The 19,632-nt window shown below is 60.5% G+C and carries 17 protein-coding genes and 1 other RNA gene; 6 read left to right on the top strand and 12 right to left on the bottom strand.

Annotation, left to right across the window (positions count from 1 at the left end):
- Together J3R80_RS03630 and gcvA are read right to left on the bottom strand one after the other, a co-directional pair.
- Positions 1 to 876, bottom strand: a complete 876-nt coding sequence (locus tag J3R80_RS03630) for an EamA family transporter (protein ID WP_275392398.1) — start codon at positions 874 to 876, stop codon at positions 1 to 3.
- Positions 873 to 1,814 carry a transcriptional regulator GcvA gene (gene gcvA / locus J3R80_RS03625; protein ID WP_275392396.1) on the bottom strand — a complete coding sequence of 314 codons (942 nt, stop codon included), beginning with the start codon at positions 1,812 to 1,814 and terminating at the stop codon, positions 873 to 875. Before gcvA ends, J3R80_RS03630 begins: the two co-directional genes overlap by 4 nt.
- A 103-nt stretch (positions 1,815 to 1,917) precedes the next feature.
- Here gcvA and J3R80_RS03620 point away from each other — a divergent pair, with 103 nt between their 5' ends.
- Positions 1,918 to 2,100, top strand: coding sequence for a hypothetical protein (locus J3R80_RS03620; protein WP_275392395.1), 183 nt, complete (start codon positions 1,918 to 1,920; stop codon positions 2,098 to 2,100).
- On the opposite strand, the gene phbB is transcribed toward J3R80_RS03620, so the two are convergent.
- The 3 genes from phbB to J3R80_RS03605 form a co-directional block, all read right to left on the bottom strand.
- Positions 2,101 to 2,823, bottom strand: coding sequence for an acetoacetyl-CoA reductase (gene phbB, locus J3R80_RS03615; protein WP_275392394.1), 723 nt, complete (start codon positions 2,821 to 2,823; stop codon positions 2,101 to 2,103).
- 172 nt (positions 2,824 to 2,995) lie between these two features.
- A complete protein-coding gene (locus J3R80_RS03610) occupies positions 2,996 to 4,171 on the bottom strand; it encodes an acetyl-CoA C-acetyltransferase (protein ID WP_275392393.1) in 1,176 nt (391 codons plus the stop codon).
- A gap of 164 nt (positions 4,172 to 4,335) precedes the next feature.
- Positions 4,336 to 5,160, bottom strand: coding sequence for an EAL domain-containing protein (locus J3R80_RS03605; protein WP_275392392.1), 825 nt, complete (start codon positions 5,158 to 5,160; stop codon positions 4,336 to 4,338).
- 106 nt (positions 5,161 to 5,266) lie between these two features.
- Here J3R80_RS03605 and J3R80_RS03600 point away from each other — a divergent pair, with 106 nt between their 5' ends.
- On the top strand, positions 5,267 to 5,866 hold the full coding sequence (locus tag J3R80_RS03600; RefSeq protein ID WP_275392391.1) for a DNA-3-methyladenine glycosylase I: 600 nt from the start codon (positions 5,267 to 5,269) through the stop codon (positions 5,864 to 5,866).
- Here the strand turns inward: J3R80_RS03600 and J3R80_RS03595 are convergent.
- Positions 5,823 to 6,959, bottom strand: coding sequence for a lytic murein transglycosylase (locus tag J3R80_RS03595; protein ID WP_275392390.1), 1,137 nt, complete (start codon positions 6,957 to 6,959; stop codon positions 5,823 to 5,825). The genes J3R80_RS03600 and J3R80_RS03595 overlap by 44 nt on opposite strands.
- 306 nt (positions 6,960 to 7,265) lie before the next feature.
- Here J3R80_RS03595 and argH point away from each other — a divergent pair, with 306 nt between their 5' ends.
- From argH to J3R80_RS03580, 3 genes are all read left to right on the top strand, one after another.
- Complete coding sequence (argH, locus tag J3R80_RS03590; RefSeq protein ID WP_275392389.1) at positions 7,266 to 8,663, top strand: argininosuccinate lyase; 1,398 nt, start codon at positions 7,266 to 7,268, stop codon at positions 8,661 to 8,663.
- Between the two features lie 138 nt (positions 8,664 to 8,801).
- Positions 8,802 to 10,067, top strand: a complete 1,266-nt coding sequence (gene lysA / locus J3R80_RS03585; RefSeq protein WP_275392388.1) for a diaminopimelate decarboxylase — start codon at positions 8,802 to 8,804, stop codon at positions 10,065 to 10,067.
- Positions 10,068 to 10,083: 16 nt separating this feature from the next.
- Positions 10,084 to 12,663 (top strand): TIGR02302 family protein, encoded by a 2,580-nt coding sequence (locus J3R80_RS03580; RefSeq protein ID WP_275392387.1) that lies wholly within the window; start codon positions 10,084 to 10,086, stop codon positions 12,661 to 12,663.
- Positions 12,664 to 12,686: 23 nt separating this feature from the next.
- Here J3R80_RS03580 and recR read toward each other — a convergent pair whose 3' ends face one another.
- From recR to J3R80_RS03565, 3 genes are all read right to left on the bottom strand, one after another.
- Entirely contained in the window at positions 12,687 to 13,283 is a 597-nt protein-coding gene (recR, locus tag J3R80_RS03575) for a recombination mediator RecR (RefSeq protein ID WP_275392386.1), read from the bottom strand.
- Between the two features lie 13 nt (positions 13,284 to 13,296).
- Positions 13,297 to 13,641 (bottom strand): YbaB/EbfC family nucleoid-associated protein, encoded by a 345-nt coding sequence (locus J3R80_RS03570; RefSeq protein WP_275392385.1) that lies wholly within the window; start codon positions 13,639 to 13,641, stop codon positions 13,297 to 13,299.
- A gap of 82 nt (positions 13,642 to 13,723) precedes the next feature.
- Entirely contained in the window at positions 13,724 to 15,502 is a 1,779-nt protein-coding gene (locus tag J3R80_RS03565) for a DNA polymerase III subunit gamma/tau (protein WP_275392384.1), read from the bottom strand.
- A 247-nt stretch (positions 15,503 to 15,749) separates the two neighbouring features.
- Between J3R80_RS03565 and J3R80_RS03560 the strand changes: the two genes are divergently transcribed.
- A complete protein-coding gene (locus tag J3R80_RS03560) occupies positions 15,750 to 16,103 on the top strand; it encodes a protein-tyrosine phosphatase family protein (protein ID WP_343075812.1) in 354 nt (117 codons plus the stop codon).
- Between the two features lie 71 nt (positions 16,104 to 16,174).
- On the opposite strand, the gene rsgA is transcribed toward J3R80_RS03560, so the two are convergent.
- The 3 genes from rsgA to J3R80_RS03545 form a co-directional block, all read right to left on the bottom strand.
- On the bottom strand, positions 16,175 to 17,203 hold the full coding sequence (rsgA, locus tag J3R80_RS03555; protein WP_275392382.1) for a ribosome small subunit-dependent GTPase A: 1,029 nt from the start codon (positions 17,201 to 17,203) through the stop codon (positions 16,175 to 16,177).
- A gap of 236 nt (positions 17,204 to 17,439) precedes the next feature.
- Positions 17,440 to 17,537, bottom strand: an RNA gene (gene ffs / locus J3R80_RS03550) — signal recognition particle sRNA small type.
- Between the two features lie 37 nt (positions 17,538 to 17,574).
- A complete protein-coding gene (locus J3R80_RS03545) occupies positions 17,575 to 19,488 on the bottom strand; it encodes a bifunctional 2',3'-cyclic-nucleotide 2'-phosphodiesterase/3'-nucleotidase (protein WP_275392381.1) in 1,914 nt (637 codons plus the stop codon).
- Between the last annotated feature and the right edge of the window lie 144 nt (positions 19,489 to 19,632).

The raw sequence follows: 19,632 nt of genomic DNA, 5'->3' as shown, positions 1-19,632 counted from the left end.
TCAGTTGCCTGCGCTTCGTGCTGAACTGGCCCGCGCGGCCATCGCCGCGCCAAATGTGATCAGAACACCGGCAAGGATCAATGATGGTCGGGGTTCTGCCACACCGGCAACGATAAGAATAAGCGTCGATAACAACGGTGCGCCATAGCTGGCGACGCCGAGAAGTTGTATGTCGCCCTGCTTCACTCCAATGTCCCACACATAGAACGCCAGCCCCACTGGCCCCAGCCCAAGGCCCAACACGGCGACCCAGCCCCGTGCATCCGTCGGCCAGGCGGTTGTTTCCAAAAGCAAATGCGCCCCGGTCGAAAGAACTGCCGTCGCCAGGCAAAACACCACGACCGAGGCCGTCGGCGTCTTACCCAGCCTGCGCGACAGGACAGAATAGCCAGACCAGGTCAGAGCACACAAAAAAGCCAAACCGAAACCGGGCAACGCATCGGCCGCGAACCCGTCAGCAGCACCTAAAACGATGATCGCCGCGCCGATGAAAGACACGACCGCGCCAATTATGTGAAATGGCCTGAGCCGCTCGCCCGGCAAAAGCCCCGAAAACAGGACGATCAACAGCGGCCATAGATAGGCAATCAGCCCGGCCTCTGCCGCCGGGGCCATGCGCAAAGCCGAAAAGTACAGCGCGTGGTAGCCGAACAAACCCAGCGTGCCGAACAGGTAAACGCGCCAGCTGATCTGTCGCAGAACCCGGAAAGCACCCGCCCAGCCGATCCAGATCAACCCAACCGCGCCACCTATGAAAAACGCCATGGCCGTCAACTGAAACGGCGGTACCGGCACTGTCCCCACCGTAAACAAGGCCAGCAACGACCATAGCAATACGGCGACAAAGCCAGTCGCTGTCGCCTTGCCCCGCGTCATGCAAGACCATCAGTCGGCACGATGGTCATGTCCGTCGCGCAGGAAGCCGTCTTGGCCATCTCGGCCAATATCCACTCTCGAAAGGCTGCGATCTCGGGCCGGTCTTCCTGACCCAGGCGGCACAGGAACCGGAACTTTGCAGCCGTCCCCAGCGCGATCTTGAAAGGCGCCACCAAACGCCCATCTGCCAGATACTTCACAACGAACGCACGACGCCCCAGCACCACGCCTGCCCCGGACAACGCGGCATCCAGGGCGTGGTCAGGTTGCGAAAAACTTGACGAGATCCGCGGCGCGTTGTCTATGCCGACAGCCCTGAACCAGGCTGGCCAGTCACACGGGGGGCTTAAGAAATCGTCCGAACTGTTGTGAATCAGCGGTGCTTTCAACAAATCCTCTGGCGTTGAATACCGTCTGGCAAACTCGGGCAACATAACCGGTGTCAGCCATTCAGGCTCAAGCGGTTGCGAAAACAGCCCGTCGTCCGGGCCATACCCAAAGCGGATCGCGACATCCACCTCGTCCTTGGTCAGATCCATCATCCGTAGGCCAGCCGTGAAGCGCAGTTCGATGTCAGGATGGTCCTGCGCAAAGGCATACATGCGCGGCGCAAGCCATTTGGCCGTAAACGCAGGACCAGCCGTCACGGTCAGCACATTGGCTTCGACACTGCGCCGCGCTGCGCGCCATGCCGCTGTCAATGCTGCGAAGCCTTCGGATGTTCCCGGGGCCAAGACCTGCCCTGCTTCAGTTAACTCAACGGCCCTATTCAAGCGGTTGAAAAGCGGCGCGCCAAAATGCTCTTCAAGCGATTTGATCTGAAACGACAGGGCCGCCGGTGTGACGTTCAACTCAGCAGCCGCGCGCTGAAATGACATGTGGCGCGCTGCGGCATCAAAGGCACGCAATGCGGTCAGAGGAGGTAGGCGTTCATCCATGTCAGTTAAGTATCACTAAACTGATCTCGCTAAAAGTCTCATTTGTACAAATATTACAAACATAAGATAGTCGGTCAGGAAAGAATAACTGATGGAGAGAGCCATGTTGGAAACAGCGACCAATGACATTCAGCTTCGCCGCATATATGACCGCGCACATGCCGAACGCGCAATCGCTGTTGCCAAAACCTTCGGGCAACTGCGTTCAATTCTTCGGTGGTCGCCTGCGCATGAAAACGGGGCCAGCCTGTTCAGCCAGCCCCGAAAAAGCGATTGCCCGGCATGATCAGACGAAGAATTGCGCCCCATTGGCCGAGATTGTCGATCCGTTGATGAACTGCGCATCATCCGATGCCAGGAAGGTCACACAACGCGCGATCTCTTCCGGCTCACCAAGGCGACCGGCAGGGATACCGGCGATGATCGACTCGCGCACTTTCTCTGGCACCGCCATCACCATTTCGGTGGCGATATAGCCAGGACAAATTGCGTTCGCGGTGATCCCCGCCCGCGCGCCTTCTTGGGCCAGCGATTTAACAATCCCCAGATCGCCCGCCTTGGTCGCGGCATAGTTTACCTGGCCAAACTGACCTTTCTGACCGTTGATAGAGCTGATAACGATGATCCGGCCAAATTTGCGCTCGCGCATGCCGGGCCAGATCGGGTGAACTGTATTGAACACACCGGTCAGGTTGGTGTCGATCACCTCCTGCCACTGTTCAGGCGTCATCTTGTGAAACGGAGCGTCCCGCGTGATGCCCGCATTCGCGACCACAACGTCAATTGGCCCGACTTCGGCTTCGACTTTCGCCAATCCGTTCTTCGAGGCCGCGTAGTCGCCGACGTTCCATTTGTATGTCTTGATGCCGGTTTCCTTGGTGAAGGCCGCGGCCTTTTCGTCGTTGCCAGCATAAGTGGCAGCCACGTCGTAGCCTTCCGCCTTCAGGGCCTTGGAAATTGCCGCGCCAATGCCGCGCGACCCGCCTGTGACCAGTGCAACTCGAGCCATGTAATCCTCCGTTATAGAATCTAGGTATGGAAACACTGTTACCTTTTACATACCCGCTGCGCAATATTATTGCGCAAAGATTTTGCCGCAATGCAGATATACTTTTTCTGCATGACCGCAACGTAACAAAAAGGCGCCCACGGGCGCCTTTTCTTTTGACGTTTTTTCGGCCTTACGGACGCTCAAGACACATGGCCACGCCCATACCGCCGCCGATACACAGGGTCGCAAGACCTTTCTTGGCATCGCGGCGCTTCATCTCGAACAATAGCGTGTTCAGGATACGGCAACCAGACGCGCCAATCGGGTGTCCAATGGCAATCGCACCGCCATTGACGTTCACGATGGATGTGTCCCAATCCATATCCTTGTTGACGGCGCAAGCCTGCGCCGCGAAGGCTTCGTTCGCTTCCACAAGATCAAGATCCTGCGCTTTCCAACCCGCCTTTTCCAGCGCTTTGGTCGAGGCATGGATCGGGCCGACCCCCATGATCGACGGATCCAAACCAGCCGTGGCATAGGAGGCAATGCGCGCCAACGGTTCCAACCCGCGTTTTTCCGCTTCATCAGCGGTCATCAGCAGCACAGCCGCCGCACCGTCATTGATACCCGATGCGTTCGCGGCGGTCACCGAACCGTCCTTGGTGAAGGCCGGGCGCAACTTTTGCATGGCCTCCATGGTTGCGCCGTGACGGATGTATTCATCCTGATCGACAACCGTTTCGCCTTTGCGGGTTTTCACCGTGAACGGAATGATTTCATCCGCGAATTTGCCCGCCTTCTGGGCCGCTTCCGCCTTGTTTTGCGATGCAACCGCAAATTCATCCTGCATATCGCGGGTGATCTGCCATTGCTGGGCCACGTTTTCGGCGGTCTGGCCCATGTGATAGCCGTTGAAAGCATCCCACAGACCGTCCTTGATCATGCTGTCGATGAACTTCATATCGCCCATCTTGTGACCGGCGCGCAGATGCGCGACATGGGGGCTGAGCGACATGTTTTCCTGACCACCCGCCGCAACAATGGCTGCGTCCCCAAGCATCACATGCTGGGCGCCAAGGGCTACGGTCCGCAGGCCAGATCCGCAAACCTGGTTGATCCCCCAAGCCGAGCTTTCTTTAGGAAGGCCCGCATTGATATGCGCCTGACGTGCGGGGTTCTGACCCTGACCGGCTTGCAGCACCTGCCCCAAAATCGTCTCGCTGACGTCTGACTTGTCGATACCGGCGCGGGCAACGACAGCCTCAAGCACAGCGGCGCCAAGATCGTGGGCGGGGGTGTTGGCAAATGAGCCCGAGAAGCTGCCGACGGCAGTCCGCGCTGCGGATACGATTACAACGTTGGTCATGATGGGTCCTTTTCCTCCGAACTGACGAATCCAGGCCTTCATAGTGCCGCGAAAGGACGGTTTTCAGGCATGGAACCGATGTTGGGCGTATCCTGTGCTGCATCGCAGAGGAAATCAAGTCGCACGCGCGGCTTGCGACCGTACGACCCGCTGACCTGCTTGGATCAGGCCACCTTTTGCCAGTAAGGATTGATCGTCGGGGCACCGAAATAATAACCCTGCATACAGTCCACACCGATCGAAGCAAGATAGGCCGCGTCCAGATGGTTTTCGACACTTTCGGCAACGGTGAACATGTCGAAATGCCGGGCTAACGATAGCATGGCTTCGGTCAGTATCTGATTGTCTGCGTTTTGGTGAATACCCCGAATGAACTCACCATCAATCTTAAGGATGTCGAAATAGAAGTCCTTGAGATACCGAAAGGAAGTGAACCCGGCACCGAAATCATCCAGTGCGAAGCTGATCCCTTTTTGTTGCAGTTCCGCCATGAAAACCTGCACAAGATCCGGCATCGTGATCGCGGTGCGCTCGGTGATCTCAAGGATCAGACGTTCGCCCAGTGTAGGATTGTCCTGCAATCCACGGTCCAGAACCTGTTTCCATCCCGGATAGGCGATGGAACGGGCCGACATGTTGATCGCTAACCGCAAACCGGGTTCCGCCGCCAAAACCTCAAGCCCTTTTTCCAACGCGAGCGTATCCAGAATGCGCCCGTGCTCGGTATCTTCAACGGCGTCGATGAAACTTTTTGCGGGAATCACTCGGCCCGAACTGTCATGCACGCGCAGCAAGCCTTCGTAAAATGCCATACGGTCGGGATTGGCAGTTTGCACAACGGGCTGATAGGCAAGTTTGACCTGCTTGTGGCGTAGGGCATGGTGCACAAGGTCCAATGCTTCGCTATCGCGCAGTTCGACCGCGACAGACAACGGGTCGCTCATCACGGCCGGCATGGGCGTATCGTCCCGCTTCAGGTTGTGCATCATTGAATCTCCGTCGCAGCAATGAGACATTGATCCGCGATAGATGCTAACAAGCTGTAAAATCCCGAATTTGCGGATAATTTTAGATACTAACCGGAAAGGAGCCACCATGACCCAGCGCTGCACCTGGTGCGGAGAGGATCCTCTCTATGTCGCTTATCACGACACCGAATGGGGTGTTCCCGAGTATGATGGGAGGGCCTTGTGGGAAAAGCTGATCCTTGACGGGTTCCAGGCCGGGCTGAGCTGGATCACGATCTTGCGCAAACGTGACGCCTTTCGCAAAGCCTTCCAGGGGTTTGATCCAGCGGTGATCGCCGGTTGGGGCGAAGATGATGTTGTCCGCCTGCTGGGCAATCCAGGCATCATTCGGCACCGGGGCAAGATCGAGGCCACCATCGGCAATGCGCAGGCATATCTTGATCTTGGTGGCGCGCAGCCATTCGCAGACTGGATCTGGGGATATGTGGAAGGCAAACCGCAGGTGGGCCATTACGCAAGTTTGGCCGATATTCCCGCCTCGACCCCACTGACTGTCCAAATCTCGAAAGACCTGAAAAAAGCCGGGTTCAAGTTTTGCGGCCCCACAATCGTTTATGCATGGATGCAGGCCTGCGGGTTGTTCAACGACCACGTCACCGGGTGTTTCCGCTTCGATCAGGTCGCTAGCGAAGTGCCACCAGCAAGTCCCGGCTGGGAACGCCCGTAACCGGCACGCCGCGCGCCGTTTCATAAGATCTGATCGCCGCGCGTCCCATTTCCCCAATCACGCCATCGGGGCGACCCGCCTTGAAGCCAAGCGCGTTCAGACGTTTCTGAAGCTCTTGCCGCTCCGCCGTCGTCATACCCCAAGGGTTGCCCGGAAACTTCGCGATGATCGGAGCGCCACCGGCCAGACGATCAGACAGATGACCGACACCGATCACATAGCTGTCGGCGTAGTTATACGTTTTCAGCACATGGAAATTGTCGAACACCATGAACACCGGCCCTGTGGGGCCTGCGGGCAGGATCAGTGCCCCTGCGTCTGATCCGCTGAGCTTCTTACCCGACGCATGCGTCACGCCCAACCGCGCCCAGTCCCGCAGCCGTTGTGCATACACCCGCCCGGTGCGGGCCAGATCGAAGCCCTTTGGCAATTGCACTTCATAGGCCCACGGCTGATCTTTCTGCCACCCCTTTGCCCGAAGGTATGCGGCAGTTGACGCCAGCGCATCCGTCGGGTCATCAGCCCAGATGTCGCGCCGTCCGTCACGGTTGAAATCGACCGCATGGCTCAGAAACGAGGATGGCATGAACTGGGTATGCCCCATGGCCCCGGCATAGGAGCCAGTCATTTGCGCAGGTGTTGTGTCGCCAGCGGCAAGGATTTTCAGGGCGGCCAGAAGCTCGTTCTCGAACAAGGCGCGACGGCGGCCGTCATATGCCAGTGATGCCAGGGTCGACAGAACCGGTGCTGACCCGCGCACGGCACCGAAGCTGCTTTCCATCCCCCAGATGGCAACAATGACTTCCCGCGCCACATCATATTTTTTTTCGATCCGCCCAAGCAAGGTCGGATAGCGCGCCATCACGACCTGACCGGCCTTGATTCGCTGCGGTGAGGCTGCTGACGCAATGTAGTCGCCAAGCGTTCGTGTCGTCTCGGCAGGGGCACTGTCCAGCGCAACGACCTTAGGCAGGAATTGCGCCTTGTCCAGCGCGCGCAACGCGTCGGAAGGCACGCCGGCAGCTTCCGCGCGGGCCCGAAAATCAGCGCGCCACGCTTCGAAGCCGGCATTTGCCATCACGGCCTTGGGCATAGTGCTGGCCGCCACAAGCAGCCCCGCGGCCCGCCGCCGAGTAAACATTCCTGTGTGCATGTCTTTCGACACCCCTGTCATCGCAGCCTCATCCGCGCACCCTCACAATGCGTCGGTGGCGCGCACATTACGCTTGTTTAGGCTCACCTCAAAGCGCCGCAATACCGATCGGCAATCTGGCGCTGACGCGGCGGAAACACCGCATGTCGCGTCCGCATTTCAGGCCAATTTCCGCTGACCAATTGCGCCTGCGCCCCGCGCCGCGTATAGCAAGCAAAACAAGACCGTTGACCCGAAAGGCCGACCATGAGTGACGACAGCAAATCCGCCAATGCCATGTGGGGTGGCCGCTTTTCCGCAGGCCCCGACGCGATCATGGAGGCGATCAACGCCTCGATCGGGTACGACCAGCGTATGGCGCGGCAGGATATCGACGGCTCGCGCGCCCATGCCGCGATGCTGGCCGCTGTCGGCGTCATCACCGATCAGGACGCCGAAGCGATCCGCGAAGGTCTGTCGCAGGTTCTGGCCGAGATCGAGGGTGGCACTTTCGCCTTCTCGACCGCGCTGGAAGACATCCACATGAATGTCGAGGCGCGGCTGAAAGAAATCGTCGGCGAACCGGCGGGGCGTCTGCACACGGCCCGGTCGCGCAACGATCAGGTGGCCACCGATTTCCGCCTCTGGGTCCGCGACCAGATGGACGCCGCAATTGATGGGCTGGACGCCCTGATCCGCGCGCTGCTGGGTCAGGCCGAAGCGGGTGCCGATTGGGTCATGCCCGGCTTTACCCATCTGCAAACTGCACAGCCCGTGACATGGGGCCACCACATGATGGCCTATGTCGAAATGTTTGGCCGCGATATGTACCGTTTCCGTGACGCCCGCACCCGGATGAACGAATGCCCCTTGGGCTCCGCCGCACTAGCGGGCACGTCCTTCCCCATCGACCGCCACAGGACGGCCGAGGCGCTGGGTTTTGACCGCCCGACGGCCAACTCACTCGACGCCGTGGCCGACCGTGATTTCGCGTTGGAGTTCCTGTCATCTGCCACAATCTGCGCCATGCACCTTAGCCGCTTTGCCGAAGAGCTGGTGATCTGGTCCTCGGCCCAGTTCCGCTTTGTGCGCATGTCGGACAAATGGTCCACCGGGTCGTCGATCATGCCGCAGAAGCGCAACCCTGACGCGGCTGAGCTGATCCGCGCCAAGATCGGGCGGATCATGGGGGCGAATATCGGGTTGATGACGGTGATGAAGGGGCTGCCGCTGGCCTATTCCAAGGACATGCAGGAAGATAAGGAGCAGGTGTTTGACGCCGCCGACAACCTGATGCTGGCGCTGGCGGCAATGACCGGCATGGTCTCGGACATGGCCGCCAATACCGATGCACTGGAGGCCGCTGCATCATCGGGCTTTTCGACCGCCACCGACCTTGCCGACTGGCTGGTGCGCGCCCTGAACATGCCGTTCCGCGATGCCCACCACGTCACCGGATCGCTTGTTGCCATGGCCGAAGATCGCGGCTGCGACCTGCCCGATCTGACATTGGCCGACATGCAATCGGTCCATGATGCGATCACCGACGAGGTGTTCGGCGTCTTGGGCGTGCACAACTCGGTCGCCAGCCGCACCTCTTACGGCGGCACCGCCCCGTCCGAGGTCCGCAAACAAATCGCCCGCTGGAAAGAGGCTTTGTCATGATCCGCGTCACCCTGATCCTTGCCCTTCTGGGTCTTGCCGCCTGTGGCGCCGATGGCGAACCCATCCGCCCCGGCAGCCCGGAAGACATCGCAGAACAACAAGCCCGCCAATAGGCACGCAGTCAGAAAAGGCTCGCCCATGGACCATTTCCTTTACCGTGACGGCATCCTGCACGCCGAAGACGTGGCCATTCCCGAGATTGCCGCAAAGGTTGGCACGCCTTTCTATGTCTACTCCGCCGCCACGCTGACACGCCATATCGGATTGTTTGCCGAAGCACTGGACTGGGCCGATCATCTGGTGTGTTTCGCGGTGAAATCGAACTCGAACCTTGCCGTGCTGAAACTGCTGGGCGACATGGGTGCGGGGATGGACGTGGTGTCGGGCGGGGAATACCGGCGCGCGCGCGCCGCTGGTGTGCCCGGTGATCGGATCGTCTTTTCCGGCGTCGGCAAGGCGCGCGACGAAATGCGGCTGGCCCTGACAGAAGGCATCCGCCAATTCAATCTGGAAAGCGAACCGGAAATGCGCGTGCTGTCGCAGGTCGCGACGGAACTGGACGTGGTTGCCCCCGTCACCGTGCGCGTGAACCCGGATGTGGACGCCAAAACCCACGCCAAGATCTCGACCGGGAAGTCGGAGAACAAGTTCGGCATCCCAATCGCGCGCGCGCGCGAGGTCTATGCCGAAATCGCATCCCTGCCCGGCCTGAAAGCCGTTGGCATCGACGTGCATATCGGCAGCCAACTGACCGAGTTGGAACCGTTCCGCCAAGCCTATCAAAAGGTGGCCGAACTAACCGAAGCGCTGCGCGAAGACGGGCATGAGATCACGCGGCTGGATCTGGGCGGCGGGCTTGGGATTCCCTACGAACGCTCCAACTCCGCCCCGCCCCTGCCCATCGAATACGGGCAGATGGTGCGCGAAACCGTCGGCCATCTGGGTTGCGAGATCGAAATCGAGCCGGGGCGGCTGGTCTCGGGCAACGCAGGCATCATGGTGACGTCCGTCATCTATGTGAAAGAAGGCGAAGGACAGGATTTCCTGATCGTTGACGCCGCTATGAACGACCTTGTGCGCCCGGCCATGTACGAGGCCCATCACGACATCATCCCGGTAATTGAAGCCGCGCCCGGCCAGGATAAGGCGCAATACGACATCGTTGGCCCGATTTGCGAGACCGGCGACACCTTCGCCAAGCGGCGCGATCTGGACCGCCTGCACGCCGATGACCTGATCGCCTTCCGGTCGGCCGGGGCTTATGGCGCGGTGATGGCGTCGGAATACAATTCCCGCCCCCTGATCCCTGAAGTTCTGGTGATGGGCGATCAATATGCCGTCATCCGGGCCCGTCCCACCTATGAAGAGATGCTGGGACGCGATACCATCCCTGCATGGCTGTGAACCCGACGCGGGTCCGATGACCCGCCCCACCTTACCCGACGAGGTGCAACAGCGCCTCAAATGGCCCTTGCGATTGACTGGGGCGGGTATGGTTTTGGAACGCCTCTGGCGGGCCTTCTGGCCGCTCGCCACAGTCGGTCTGACCGCCTTCGCGGTCTGGAGCTTCTGGACCATCGGCCCATCGCCCGCCGCGACCGGCCTGATGACGCTGGGCATCGTTGCCAGCTTGGGCGCGTTGATCTGGGGCGCGCGCAGATTCGTCTGGCCCAGCCGCGCCGAACAACTCGCCCAACTGGACGACCACCTGCCCGGCCACCCCATCGCCGCCTTGATGGATGATCAAGCCACGGGGCGCGACGACATCGCATCGCGCAGCCTGTGGCTGGCCCATCTGGGCCGTATGACCCAACGTCTTAAGGGTGTTCGACCAGTTTCCCCCGACCTGCGCGTTGCCCGCAGCGACCCCTATGCCCTGCGCCTGATCGCGGCGACCGGCGCGGCACTGGCCATCGGCTTCACCCCGTGGCTGGAGCACATGGGCGCCCCCACTGCAACCAGTGGTGATGCCAGTGGACAACCTGTTGCCAGCGCCAGTTGGGAAGGCTGGATTGAGCCACCCGGCTATACCGGACGGCCCAGCCTGTATCTGGCCGACCAACCCCCCGGCCCGCTGGCCGTGCCCGAAGGCAGCCGTCTGACATTGCGGCTTTACGGGGATCTCGACACACTGTCGGTCACGGGTGATCTTTCCGACACGCCGATCACCGGTCCGACCCAGCAAAGCTATTTGCAGGTCATTACAAAAAGTGGACCGCTGGACATCGAAGGTCCGGGTGCTGCACGCTGGCAGATCACCGCGATTGGCGACACACCGCCGACCGTGACCACGGTGGGTGAACTGACCCGCCGTCTGGCCGGCGATTTCTCGCTACCCTTCACGGCCACCGATGATTATGCGGTCATCCGCGGTCACGCCTCCGCCACGCTTGGGCTGGACCGGATTGATCGCCGTCACGGTCTTGCCACCGCGCCCGAGGATCGCCCACCGCTGATCGTTGACCTGCCCCTGCCCTATCGCGGCGCGCGGACACTGATCGACGGCGTTCTGGAAGAAAACCTGATCGAACATCCATGGGCCGGGTTGCCCATTGATCTGACCCTTAGGGTCGAGGATGGGGCCGAACAATTCGGCACCTCGCCTTCCCTGAACATCATCCTGCCCGCGCGCCGGTTCTTGCATCCGGTGGCCAAGGCGTTGATCGAACAACGGCGTGACCTTTTATGGTCGCGCGACAATGGCCGCCGCGTGGCGCAGATTCTGCGCGCGGTGCTGAACCGGCCGGATGATCTGAAACTGCCCGAAGGCATCTATCTGCGGCTGCGCAGCGCCATTCGGCGGCTGGAAAGCGGTCTGGCCTTCTCCGATCTGCCATCGGGCCTGCCGGAAGACCTGCGGGACGAGGTTGCGGCGGCGCTTTGGGACGTTGCCGTCGAACTTGACGACGGTCGCCTTGCCGACGCCCTTGCCCGGATGCAGCAGGCACAGGACCGTCTGGAACAGGCCATGCGCGACGGCGCCAGCGACGAAGAACTGGCCGAGCTGATGGACGAAATGCGCGAGGCGATGCGCGACTATCTGGAACAACTGGCCGAGAACCAGCAGAACAATCCGCAATCCGACCAACCACCCCCCGAAAACGGGGTCGAGATGAGCATGGCCGACCTTGAAGACATGATGGAACGGATCGAGGAATTGATGCGTCAGGGGCGCGAGGACGAAGCAATGCAGATGCTCGACCAGTTGCGCCAGATGATGGAAAACATGCAGATGGCCCAGACCGGACCGTCAAACCAGCCCGGCCAAAGCGCCCGCGAAGGGCTTCAGGAAACGCTGCGCCAGCAACAGGGCCTGTCCGATCAGGCATTCCGTGATTTGCAGGAACAGGGGCAAGGCTCGCAGGCAGGCGAATCGGAAGGCAATGAAGGGCGCGACGGCGGTCAGGGGCGCGGTGAAAGCCATGACGGTCAGGGTGGCCAGCAAGGGCAGGACGGTCAAGGCGCCGGGCCCGAGCAAAACGGCAACCAAAGCGGGCAGGGCAACGATCTGGCCCAGCGGCAAAATGAATTGCAGCGACAGCTTGAAGCCCAGCGACGCAACCTGCCGGGTGCCAGCGACGAGGCAGGACAAGCCGCCCGCGACGCACTGGACGAAGCCGGGCGCGCGATGGGCGATGCTGCCGACGCACTGGAACAAGGTGACCTGCCCGAAGCCCTGGACCGGCAGGCCGACGCAATGGAAGCCCTGCGCGAAGGGATGCGTCAGTTCGACGAGGCCATGGCCAACCAGCAGGCCCAGCGTCAGGGCGAACAGGGCAGCAATCCCGGCGAAGGCCGCCGCTCCAGCCAGCGCGACCCGCTGGGCCGCAGCCCCGACGGCAACAACGGCGCCACAGCCACCGACAGCCCGCTGGAAGATGGCGAAGACGTTTACCGCCGCGCGCAGGAATTGATGGAAGAATTACGCCGCCGCTCGGGCGAGGGCGACCGCCCTGATCTGGAACGCGATTACCTGAAACGTCTGCTGGATCAGTTCTGATCTGGTCGGGTTTGCGGCGAAGCTCAGAACCGCTTACGCGCAGCCAACGCCGCCGAAATCGTCCCTTCGTCCAGATAATCCAGCTCACCCCCAATGGGCACGCCCTGCGCCAGCGAGGATACCTCGCAACGCCCTTCCAGCTCTTCAGCAATGTAATGCGCCGTGGTCTGACCATCGACAGTGGCGTTCAGCGCAAGAATCACTTCGGTGATCCCTTCATCCTGAACCCGCTGGATCAGGCGCGGAATGCCAAGGTCGTCAGGGCCGACCGCGTCCAGCGCCGACAACGTGCCCCCCAACACGTGATAGCGCCCCTTGAACCGGCCCGCCCGCTCCATCGCCCACAGGTCCGCCACATCCTCGACCACGCAAATCTCACCGATCGCACGCTTTTCCGACATGCAGATATCGCACCGATCCGCGGTCGAGACATTGCCGCAAACCACGCATTCCCGCGCCGTTTCAGCCACCGCCTGCATCGCATCGGCCAATGGCATCAACACCAGCGCCCGTTTGCGGATCAGGTACAACACTGCCCGCCGTGCCGAACGCGGCCCCAACCCCGGCAGCTTTGCCATCAGGTCGATCAGGTTCTCAATATCACGCGGGGCTTCCGACATGTGTCTGCCTGCCCTAGAACGGCAGGTTCATGTCCTTGGGCAGACCAAGCTCTTCGGTCAGGCGCGACATTTCACTTTCGCTGCGCTCCTGCGCCTTGGCCTGCGCATCCTTGATCGCGGCCAGGATCAGATCCTCGACCACTTCCTTTTCGTCCGGGTTGAAAATCGAGGGGTCGATGTCCAGCCCCGTCAACACGCCCTTGGCGGTGGCGGTGGCGCGCACCAGACCAGCACCGCTTTCGCCTACCACGGTCATGGTGGACAGGTTCTCTTGCAGATCCGCCATCTTGGTCTGCATCTCTTGTGCGGCTTTCATCATCTTGGCCATGTCGCCAAGACCACCCAGTCCCTTCAGCATGTCATGCTCCTCAAAATCTCGTGGTTGCGTCTTAGATACGATCAGGGGGCGGGGCTTACAAGAAGCTCAAGAGGCGATTTCCCTACTCTTCCTCAAACGGATCCCACTCGTCTTCCACTTCGGGCAAGGCTTCGGTCGCGGCTTCACCGGCAATATCGTCCGCTGTGCGTATCGTTGTGATCCGCGCTTTCGGAAACTGTGCAATCACCGCCTGAACCAGCGGATGCGCCGCTGCTTCCTCTTCCAATGCGAGCTTTTCGCCATCCAGTGTTTCAGTGATTGTTGCAGCGTCACAGCCATTGACCAGCGTCACACCCCAGCGCACCCCGGTCCAACCCTGCAAGCGCTGTGCCAAACGGGCGGCAAGATCAGACGGTGCATTTTCGCTGGGCGTAAACTCGATTCGTCCGGGCGCGTATGAGGCCAGCCGAACACCTCCTTCGACCTCGACCAGCAGTTTCACATCGCGGTTGGCGCGGATCAGTTCGATCACATCCTCAAAACGGGCATAGCGGGCCAAAGCACTTTCCGGCGCTTGCGACACGGCCAAGGCTGTCGCGCCCGACCCCGACGCGGATGACCCACCCGATATCCGGGCCGATGCTGTTGCCTGCCCGGCCGACGTTCCGTTACCAGAAGGCGCGGGTGCGCCACCAGACGGTCCCACAGGCGGCACAGGTTGGTCTTTCAGCTTGCGCACCAGTTCCTCGGGCGAGGGCAGGTCTGCCACATGGGTCAACCGAATGATCGCCATCTCAGCCGCCATCATCGCGTTGGGCGCAATCGACACCTCTTCGATTGCCTTCAACAGCATTTGCCACATACGCGACAGAACCCGCATCGGCAGTGCTTCCGCCATCGCCTGACCGCGACGACGCTCGTCCGACGACACGGTGGGATCTTCCACGGCTTCGGGGGTGATTCTGATGACGCTGACCCAATGCGACACCTCGGCCAGATCGCGCAAAACCGCCATCGGGTCCGCCCCATCGGCGTATTGCCCCCCAAGCTCGACCAGCGCACCTGCGGCGTCACCCTTCATGATCATATCCATCAAATCCAGAACCCGGCCGCGGTCGGCCAGCCCCAGCATGGCGCGCACCTGTTCGGCGGTGGTTTCCCCCGCCCCATGGCTGATCGCCTGATCCAGAAGCGATTGCGCATCCCGCGCCGACCCTTCCGCCGCGCGCGTGATCAAGGCCAATGCGTCATCCGCAATCTCCGCCCCTTCAGCATCGGAAATCCGGCGCAGCATGGCCAACATATCCTCGGGCTCGATCCGCCTGAGGTCAAACCGCTGACACCGGCTCAGAACCGTCACCGGCACCTTGCGAATTTCTGTCGTCGCAAAGATGAATTTCACATGTTCCGGCGGCTCCTCCAACGTCTTCAGAAGCGCGTTGAACGCGTTCTTCGACAGCATGTGAACCTCGTCGATGATATAGATCTTATAGCGGGCCGAGGCCGCCCGATAATGCACGCTGTCGATGATCTCGCGGATATCGTCCACCCCTGTGCGCGAGGCCGCGTCCATCTCCATCACATCCACATGGCGCCCCTCGGCGATGGCGACGCAATGCTCGCACTGGCCACAAGGCTCGACTGTTGGGCCACCCTGCCCATCCGGGCCGACGCAGTTCATACCCTTGGCAATGATCCGTGCGGTGGTCGTCTTACCCACACCCCGAATACCCGTCATCACGAAGGCCTGCGCGATCCGGTCCGCTTCGAACGCATTTTTCAGCGTGCGAACCATCGCCTCTTGCCCGATCAGGTCGGCAAATGTCTCAGGGCGGTATTTTCGGGCGAGAACCTGATAGGGCTTTGCTTTTGGCGTGTCTGTGGAAGCTGCGTCTGACATGTGACCCTTCGGTGCCGGATTCGTATCCGGGCCAGATTAGGCCGGGCAATCCATGCCGTCCACCGAACTCTGGGTTGGAGCGATCCCACCCGCGTGATAAACGCGGAATATGCCAAACGACTTCACTATTTCGGACCTCGTATTGGGCAACGGACATGTGGGCATCTGTCCGCTTCCGGGGCGTTGGGGCAGATATTCTGATGACCTCGCTATGATACGGGACTGGGCCCCGTCGCTTGTCTTATCCATGACGACCACTGCCGAAATGGCCGCACATGGCGCGTCCAGCCTGCAGGCTGACCTGACCAAGACCGGCATTGCGTGGCACCACCTGCCCATCTTCGATTTCGGCGCACCAGACCGGGAAACCAGCGACCGCTGGAACAAACTCTCTGCACATGCTCAACATCTGCTTTCCAAAGGCGGCAAAGTCCTCGCCCATTGCAAGGGCGGTTGCGGGCGATCCGGCATGATCCTTTTGCGCCTGATGGTCGACATGGGTGAAGACCCGGATGCAGCCCTGTCCCGCCTGCGCCGCGCGCGCCCCTGCGCCGTCGAGACCCGGGAACAGTTGCACTGGGCAATGCACCCAACGTCCTGATCCCGGTTTCTTCTGGCCGAAAATATCCTGGGGTGAATGCGCATCGCGCAGAGGGGCAAGGCCCCTCCGCTTCAGCGACCTTTCCGCTTACCGGATGACTTCACGACCCCCTTCACCATCTTCGAGAACTTGCGCTCCCGTGCCCGGCTTTCCGCGATGGTTTCGGTGTTCTTGGCCTCGCCCGCGCGCAGTTTGCGCCAGCGCGCCAGACGATCAGGGTCCAGCTCTCCGGCGTCAATCGCAGCCCGCACGGCGCAACCCGGTTCGGTCTCGTGGGCGCAGTCGGAAAACCGGCATTGCGTTTCCAGTTCGGCCAGATCGTCAAAAACGCTGTCGATACCTTCGCGCGTGTCCAGAAGACGCAAGGCGCGCATCCCCGGCATGTCGATGATCCAGCCGCCGTTTTGCATGGGATGCATACTGCGCGCCGTGGTCACGTGCCGCCCCTTGGCGTCATCTTCTCGAATACCGCCGGTCGCAGCATCGCCCCCGGTCAAACCATTTGTCAGGGTGGTTTTCCCCACACCTGACGACCCGATGAACGCCGCTGTCTGTGGTGGCTTGCACCACGCGGCCAAGGTTTCGATGGCATCTGAATCCCGTGCATTCACGGTCAGGATTGTCAGCATCGGATCCAGCGTCTGAGCCTGGGCTTCGTATTGGCGGGGATCGTCGCACAAATCGGCCTTGGTCAGCACCAACACGGGATAGCATCCTGCCTCGTGCGCCAGGGCCAGAAACCGTTCGATCCGGGCAATATTGAAGTCGTCATTGCACGAGGTCACGATGAACAGCGTGTCCACATTCGCCGCGATCAACTGGGTCTGAGCATCCGTCCCCGCGGCGCGCCGTTGTAGCAGAGATTTCCGCTCCAATACCTGCTGTATGCGCATTTCAGGGTCGGCCAGCACCCAGTCGCCCACCGCCAGTTCGCCCGCCGCCAGTTTAGGCGATGTCAGCGTCACCTCTCCGGCCGCGCCCAGCGCATTCATCCGGCTTCGATGAATTTCCGCCAGTCGATAAGGGGTCAGCCCAGCCGTGTCATCGCACTGGGATTGAAAAAAGGAAGACCATCCAAGGTCCGTCAATTGATATGTCATTGGTTTGCCTGTTTCAGCATGGCATTTCACCCCGCGCGCAAAAGCGGCTTGGGATGTGCGTGTTCAGGCAGAAGGGGGATATACCCGCTTAGCAAATTCCTGCCCGAAGGGGGGTGGCGACAATCATAATTTCCCTCCGTTCATTGACCTGCATCTTCAGCGGGTCTTTCTTGATGTTCAGGCCTGGTAAACTTCGTTTCGCCTGTCGGTGTTTCAATTGCCTTACAATCGAAACTGGGTGAGAGGCTGAACACGACCCAAGCGGGGCTCGTTGTGGCTGCTTCCTTCCGGACCTGACCAGATTGGCGAGGCGCCTGCCCGCGCCAACCTCTCGACCCTCATATATGAGGCAGCTTTGAGCGATGCAAGCCTCAGAGTTCCATCTCGTAATGTGCAAACCCCCGGTCGTCGCACGTATTCACGCAACGGATGGGCAACCAGGGATAGTTCGCCCGCGACCTGCAGGCCGCAGGTGACGACTTGAACCGAATGCTGGACCCAGCGACCTTGCTGAACCGCCAGATCGGATCGGTTGAAACATCCACCAAACCCGCCTGCCGCACGAAGTCTTTCAGCACATCGCGGATGGTTAACGGGGGTATGTCAACAACCCGATCTTCGGGAACGGCCGGGTATCCGCCGCCGCCACACGCCCGAAAATTGCTGGTTGCCAGCAGAAACCGATCTTGATCGCGGACCGGGCGTCCGTTGTGTCGCAGATCGACGATGCGTCCGCCGTTCGACCCCGAAACCACCCCGTCCGTCGTAAACCGTGCCGGTTGGCTGAGATCAATCTGATACGTCAGTCCCAGCACCGACTCGAGCAGATAACCCGGCGTTCCATCATCCTTCAACTGAACGGACCGCTCGCCCGGACGCACCTGATTGAACAGGCTCGCGGATCGCTCAAGCCAGTTTCTCAGATAGGCGCCGGTGGCCCGGATCAAGGTCAGCTCGTTGGGAAACACATACAGATCGGACAAGCACCGCTGGGTCACTTGTCCCGCCGGCACATTGGAATAGTAGTTCGGCCCGGCCAACCCCCCGGACTTAAACGGCGCGCTGGAGGCCAGAATAGGAAGATCCCAATCAAGCGTGTCAGCCTGGAACTTTTTGGCGTGGGCAATCATCGCCTCTTGCACAAGGCGGGTCGCATGATCTCCCCCAACCAACGCAAAGAAGTTATCCAGATCCTTTGCACAGCGCGCAATCGGCGTACGCATATGGTCAAGCGTGCTTTCATGCAGTTCTTGAACCCAGTTCGGAAACTGCTTGGGCGTCCTGGGCGGCGCGCATGTTTCCCCACCCCCCGTGACCTTTCTTAACGCGGCCCGACCCGCCGCGACGGACCACCGGGTTCCATCATGCGTCAGATCAAGGTCGATCACCCCAAGATGCGACCCCCAAAAGCCGGGAACGATGGTTGGCACATGGTTCAGTTCTTCGCATAGCCCGTCCGGTCCGACTGCGCCCGTGCCCAATTCCGGAAAAACCTGATGGGAATGCCCGCCGACAATCGCGTCGATCCCTGCCACCTGCGACAATGGAAGCAACGCGTTTTCCATCCCCTCGACATATGTATCGTCGCCCAACCCCGAATGCGCCAGCGCCACGATAATGTCCGCCCCGCGCGCTTTCAGATACGGCACAAAGGCCCGGGCGGTTTGGATGATATCGCGCGTCTGCGGCGCGGTGCCTGAATTGTGTCCAAGTTTCAGCGACCCCGGAGGAAGAAATCCGATCACGCCGATGCGGATATCCCGCTCGACGCCTGTAGTGTCGACAATCTTGCGGGTCAGCATGGCAAAGGGCGGCACAAGCGTGGCGTCCTGCAAGGGTGTTGCAGCCCGCCGCATGATCGTATTGGCGGAGACAATAGGAAATTCTGCTTGCTCAATTGCATCGAACAAGACTTCGACTCCACGATCGAAGTCGTGATTGCCCAATGTTGCTGCATCATATCCAAGATGATCCATGGCAGCGATCATCGGATGCACGGCGGGGGCATCGGCCTCGCCTGTCGCGCGATATTGTTCGACCACCAGATCACCCATGGCCGTACCATGCAGAAAGTCCCCATTGTCCAAAAGGATCGTATTCGGCTCTTCGGCGCGCGCATCGGCAATAAGCTGGGCTGTATTGGTCAACCCCCAACCTTCCACCGGTCGGTCAGACAAGTAGTCATAGGGCAGGATGTGCATGTGAAGATCGGTGGTGGCAAGAATGCGCAACCGGGCGCGGATCATGTCCTTGCAGCCGGACATTTGCTCCATATGCGTCGACACCTATGACCCTCCTGCCTGCTAAGGGGTGTTCACTTCGGAATTCTCGCCAACCCATTGAAAAACATTCAAAGGTGTTTTGGAAGCCATCATTTGCAACTTTAACGTGCTTTTCCGCACCTGTTGCAAATGCTGGTGTCAAACGGG

The sequence above is a fragment of the Aliiroseovarius sp. Z3 genome (assembly GCF_029105185.1).
In the GTDB taxonomy this organism is placed as follows: domain Bacteria; phylum Pseudomonadota; class Alphaproteobacteria; order Rhodobacterales; family Rhodobacteraceae; genus Aliiroseovarius.
The sequence above is the reverse complement of the archived record's forward strand: the minus strand, read 5'-3'. Positions and strand labels throughout refer to the sequence as shown.

Excerpts from the sequence above, each read along its gene's own strand:
- J3R80_RS03565 (WP_275392384.1), bottom strand. The coding sequence starts at position 15,502 with ATGTCAGACGCAGCTTCCACAGACACGCCAAAAGCAAAGCCCTATCAG.
- J3R80_RS03630 (WP_275392398.1), bottom strand. The coding sequence starts at position 876 with ATGACGCGGGGCAAGGCGACAGCGACTGGCTTTGTCGCCGTATTGCTA.
- rsgA (WP_275392382.1), bottom strand. The coding sequence starts at position 17,203 with ATGACATATCAATTGACGGACCTTGGATGGTCTTCCTTTTTTCAATCC.
- J3R80_RS03570 (WP_275392385.1), bottom strand. The coding sequence starts at position 13,641 with ATGCTGAAGGGACTGGGTGGTCTTGGCGACATGGCCAAGATGATGAAA.
- J3R80_RS03605 (WP_275392392.1), bottom strand. The coding sequence starts at position 5,160 with ATGATGCACAACCTGAAGCGGGACGATACGCCCATGCCGGCCGTGATG.
- J3R80_RS03610 (WP_275392393.1), bottom strand. The coding sequence starts at position 4,171 with ATGACCAACGTTGTAATCGTATCCGCAGCGCGGACTGCCGTCGGCAGC.
- recR (WP_275392386.1), bottom strand. The coding sequence starts at position 13,283 with ATGTCGGAAGCCCCGCGTGATATTGAGAACCTGATCGACCTGATGGCA.
- argH (WP_275392389.1), top strand. The coding sequence starts at position 7,266 with ATGAGTGACGACAGCAAATCCGCCAATGCCATGTGGGGTGGCCGCTTT.
- gcvA (WP_275392396.1), bottom strand. The coding sequence starts at position 1,814 with ATGGATGAACGCCTACCTCCTCTGACCGCATTGCGTGCCTTTGATGCC.
- lysA (WP_275392388.1), top strand. The coding sequence starts at position 8,802 with ATGGACCATTTCCTTTACCGTGACGGCATCCTGCACGCCGAAGACGTG.
- J3R80_RS03620 (WP_275392395.1), top strand. The coding sequence starts at position 1,918 with ATGTTGGAAACAGCGACCAATGACATTCAGCTTCGCCGCATATATGAC.
- phbB (WP_275392394.1), bottom strand. The coding sequence starts at position 2,823 with ATGGCTCGAGTTGCACTGGTCACAGGCGGGTCGCGCGGCATTGGCGCG.
- J3R80_RS03560 (WP_343075812.1), top strand. The coding sequence starts at position 15,750 with ATGACGACCACTGCCGAAATGGCCGCACATGGCGCGTCCAGCCTGCAG.
- J3R80_RS03600 (WP_275392391.1), top strand. The coding sequence starts at position 5,267 with ATGACCCAGCGCTGCACCTGGTGCGGAGAGGATCCTCTCTATGTCGCT.
- J3R80_RS03595 (WP_275392390.1), bottom strand. The coding sequence starts at position 6,959 with ATGCCCAAGGCCGTGATGGCAAATGCCGGCTTCGAAGCGTGGCGCGCT.
- J3R80_RS03580 (WP_275392387.1), top strand. The coding sequence starts at position 10,084 with ATGACCCGCCCCACCTTACCCGACGAGGTGCAACAGCGCCTCAAATGG.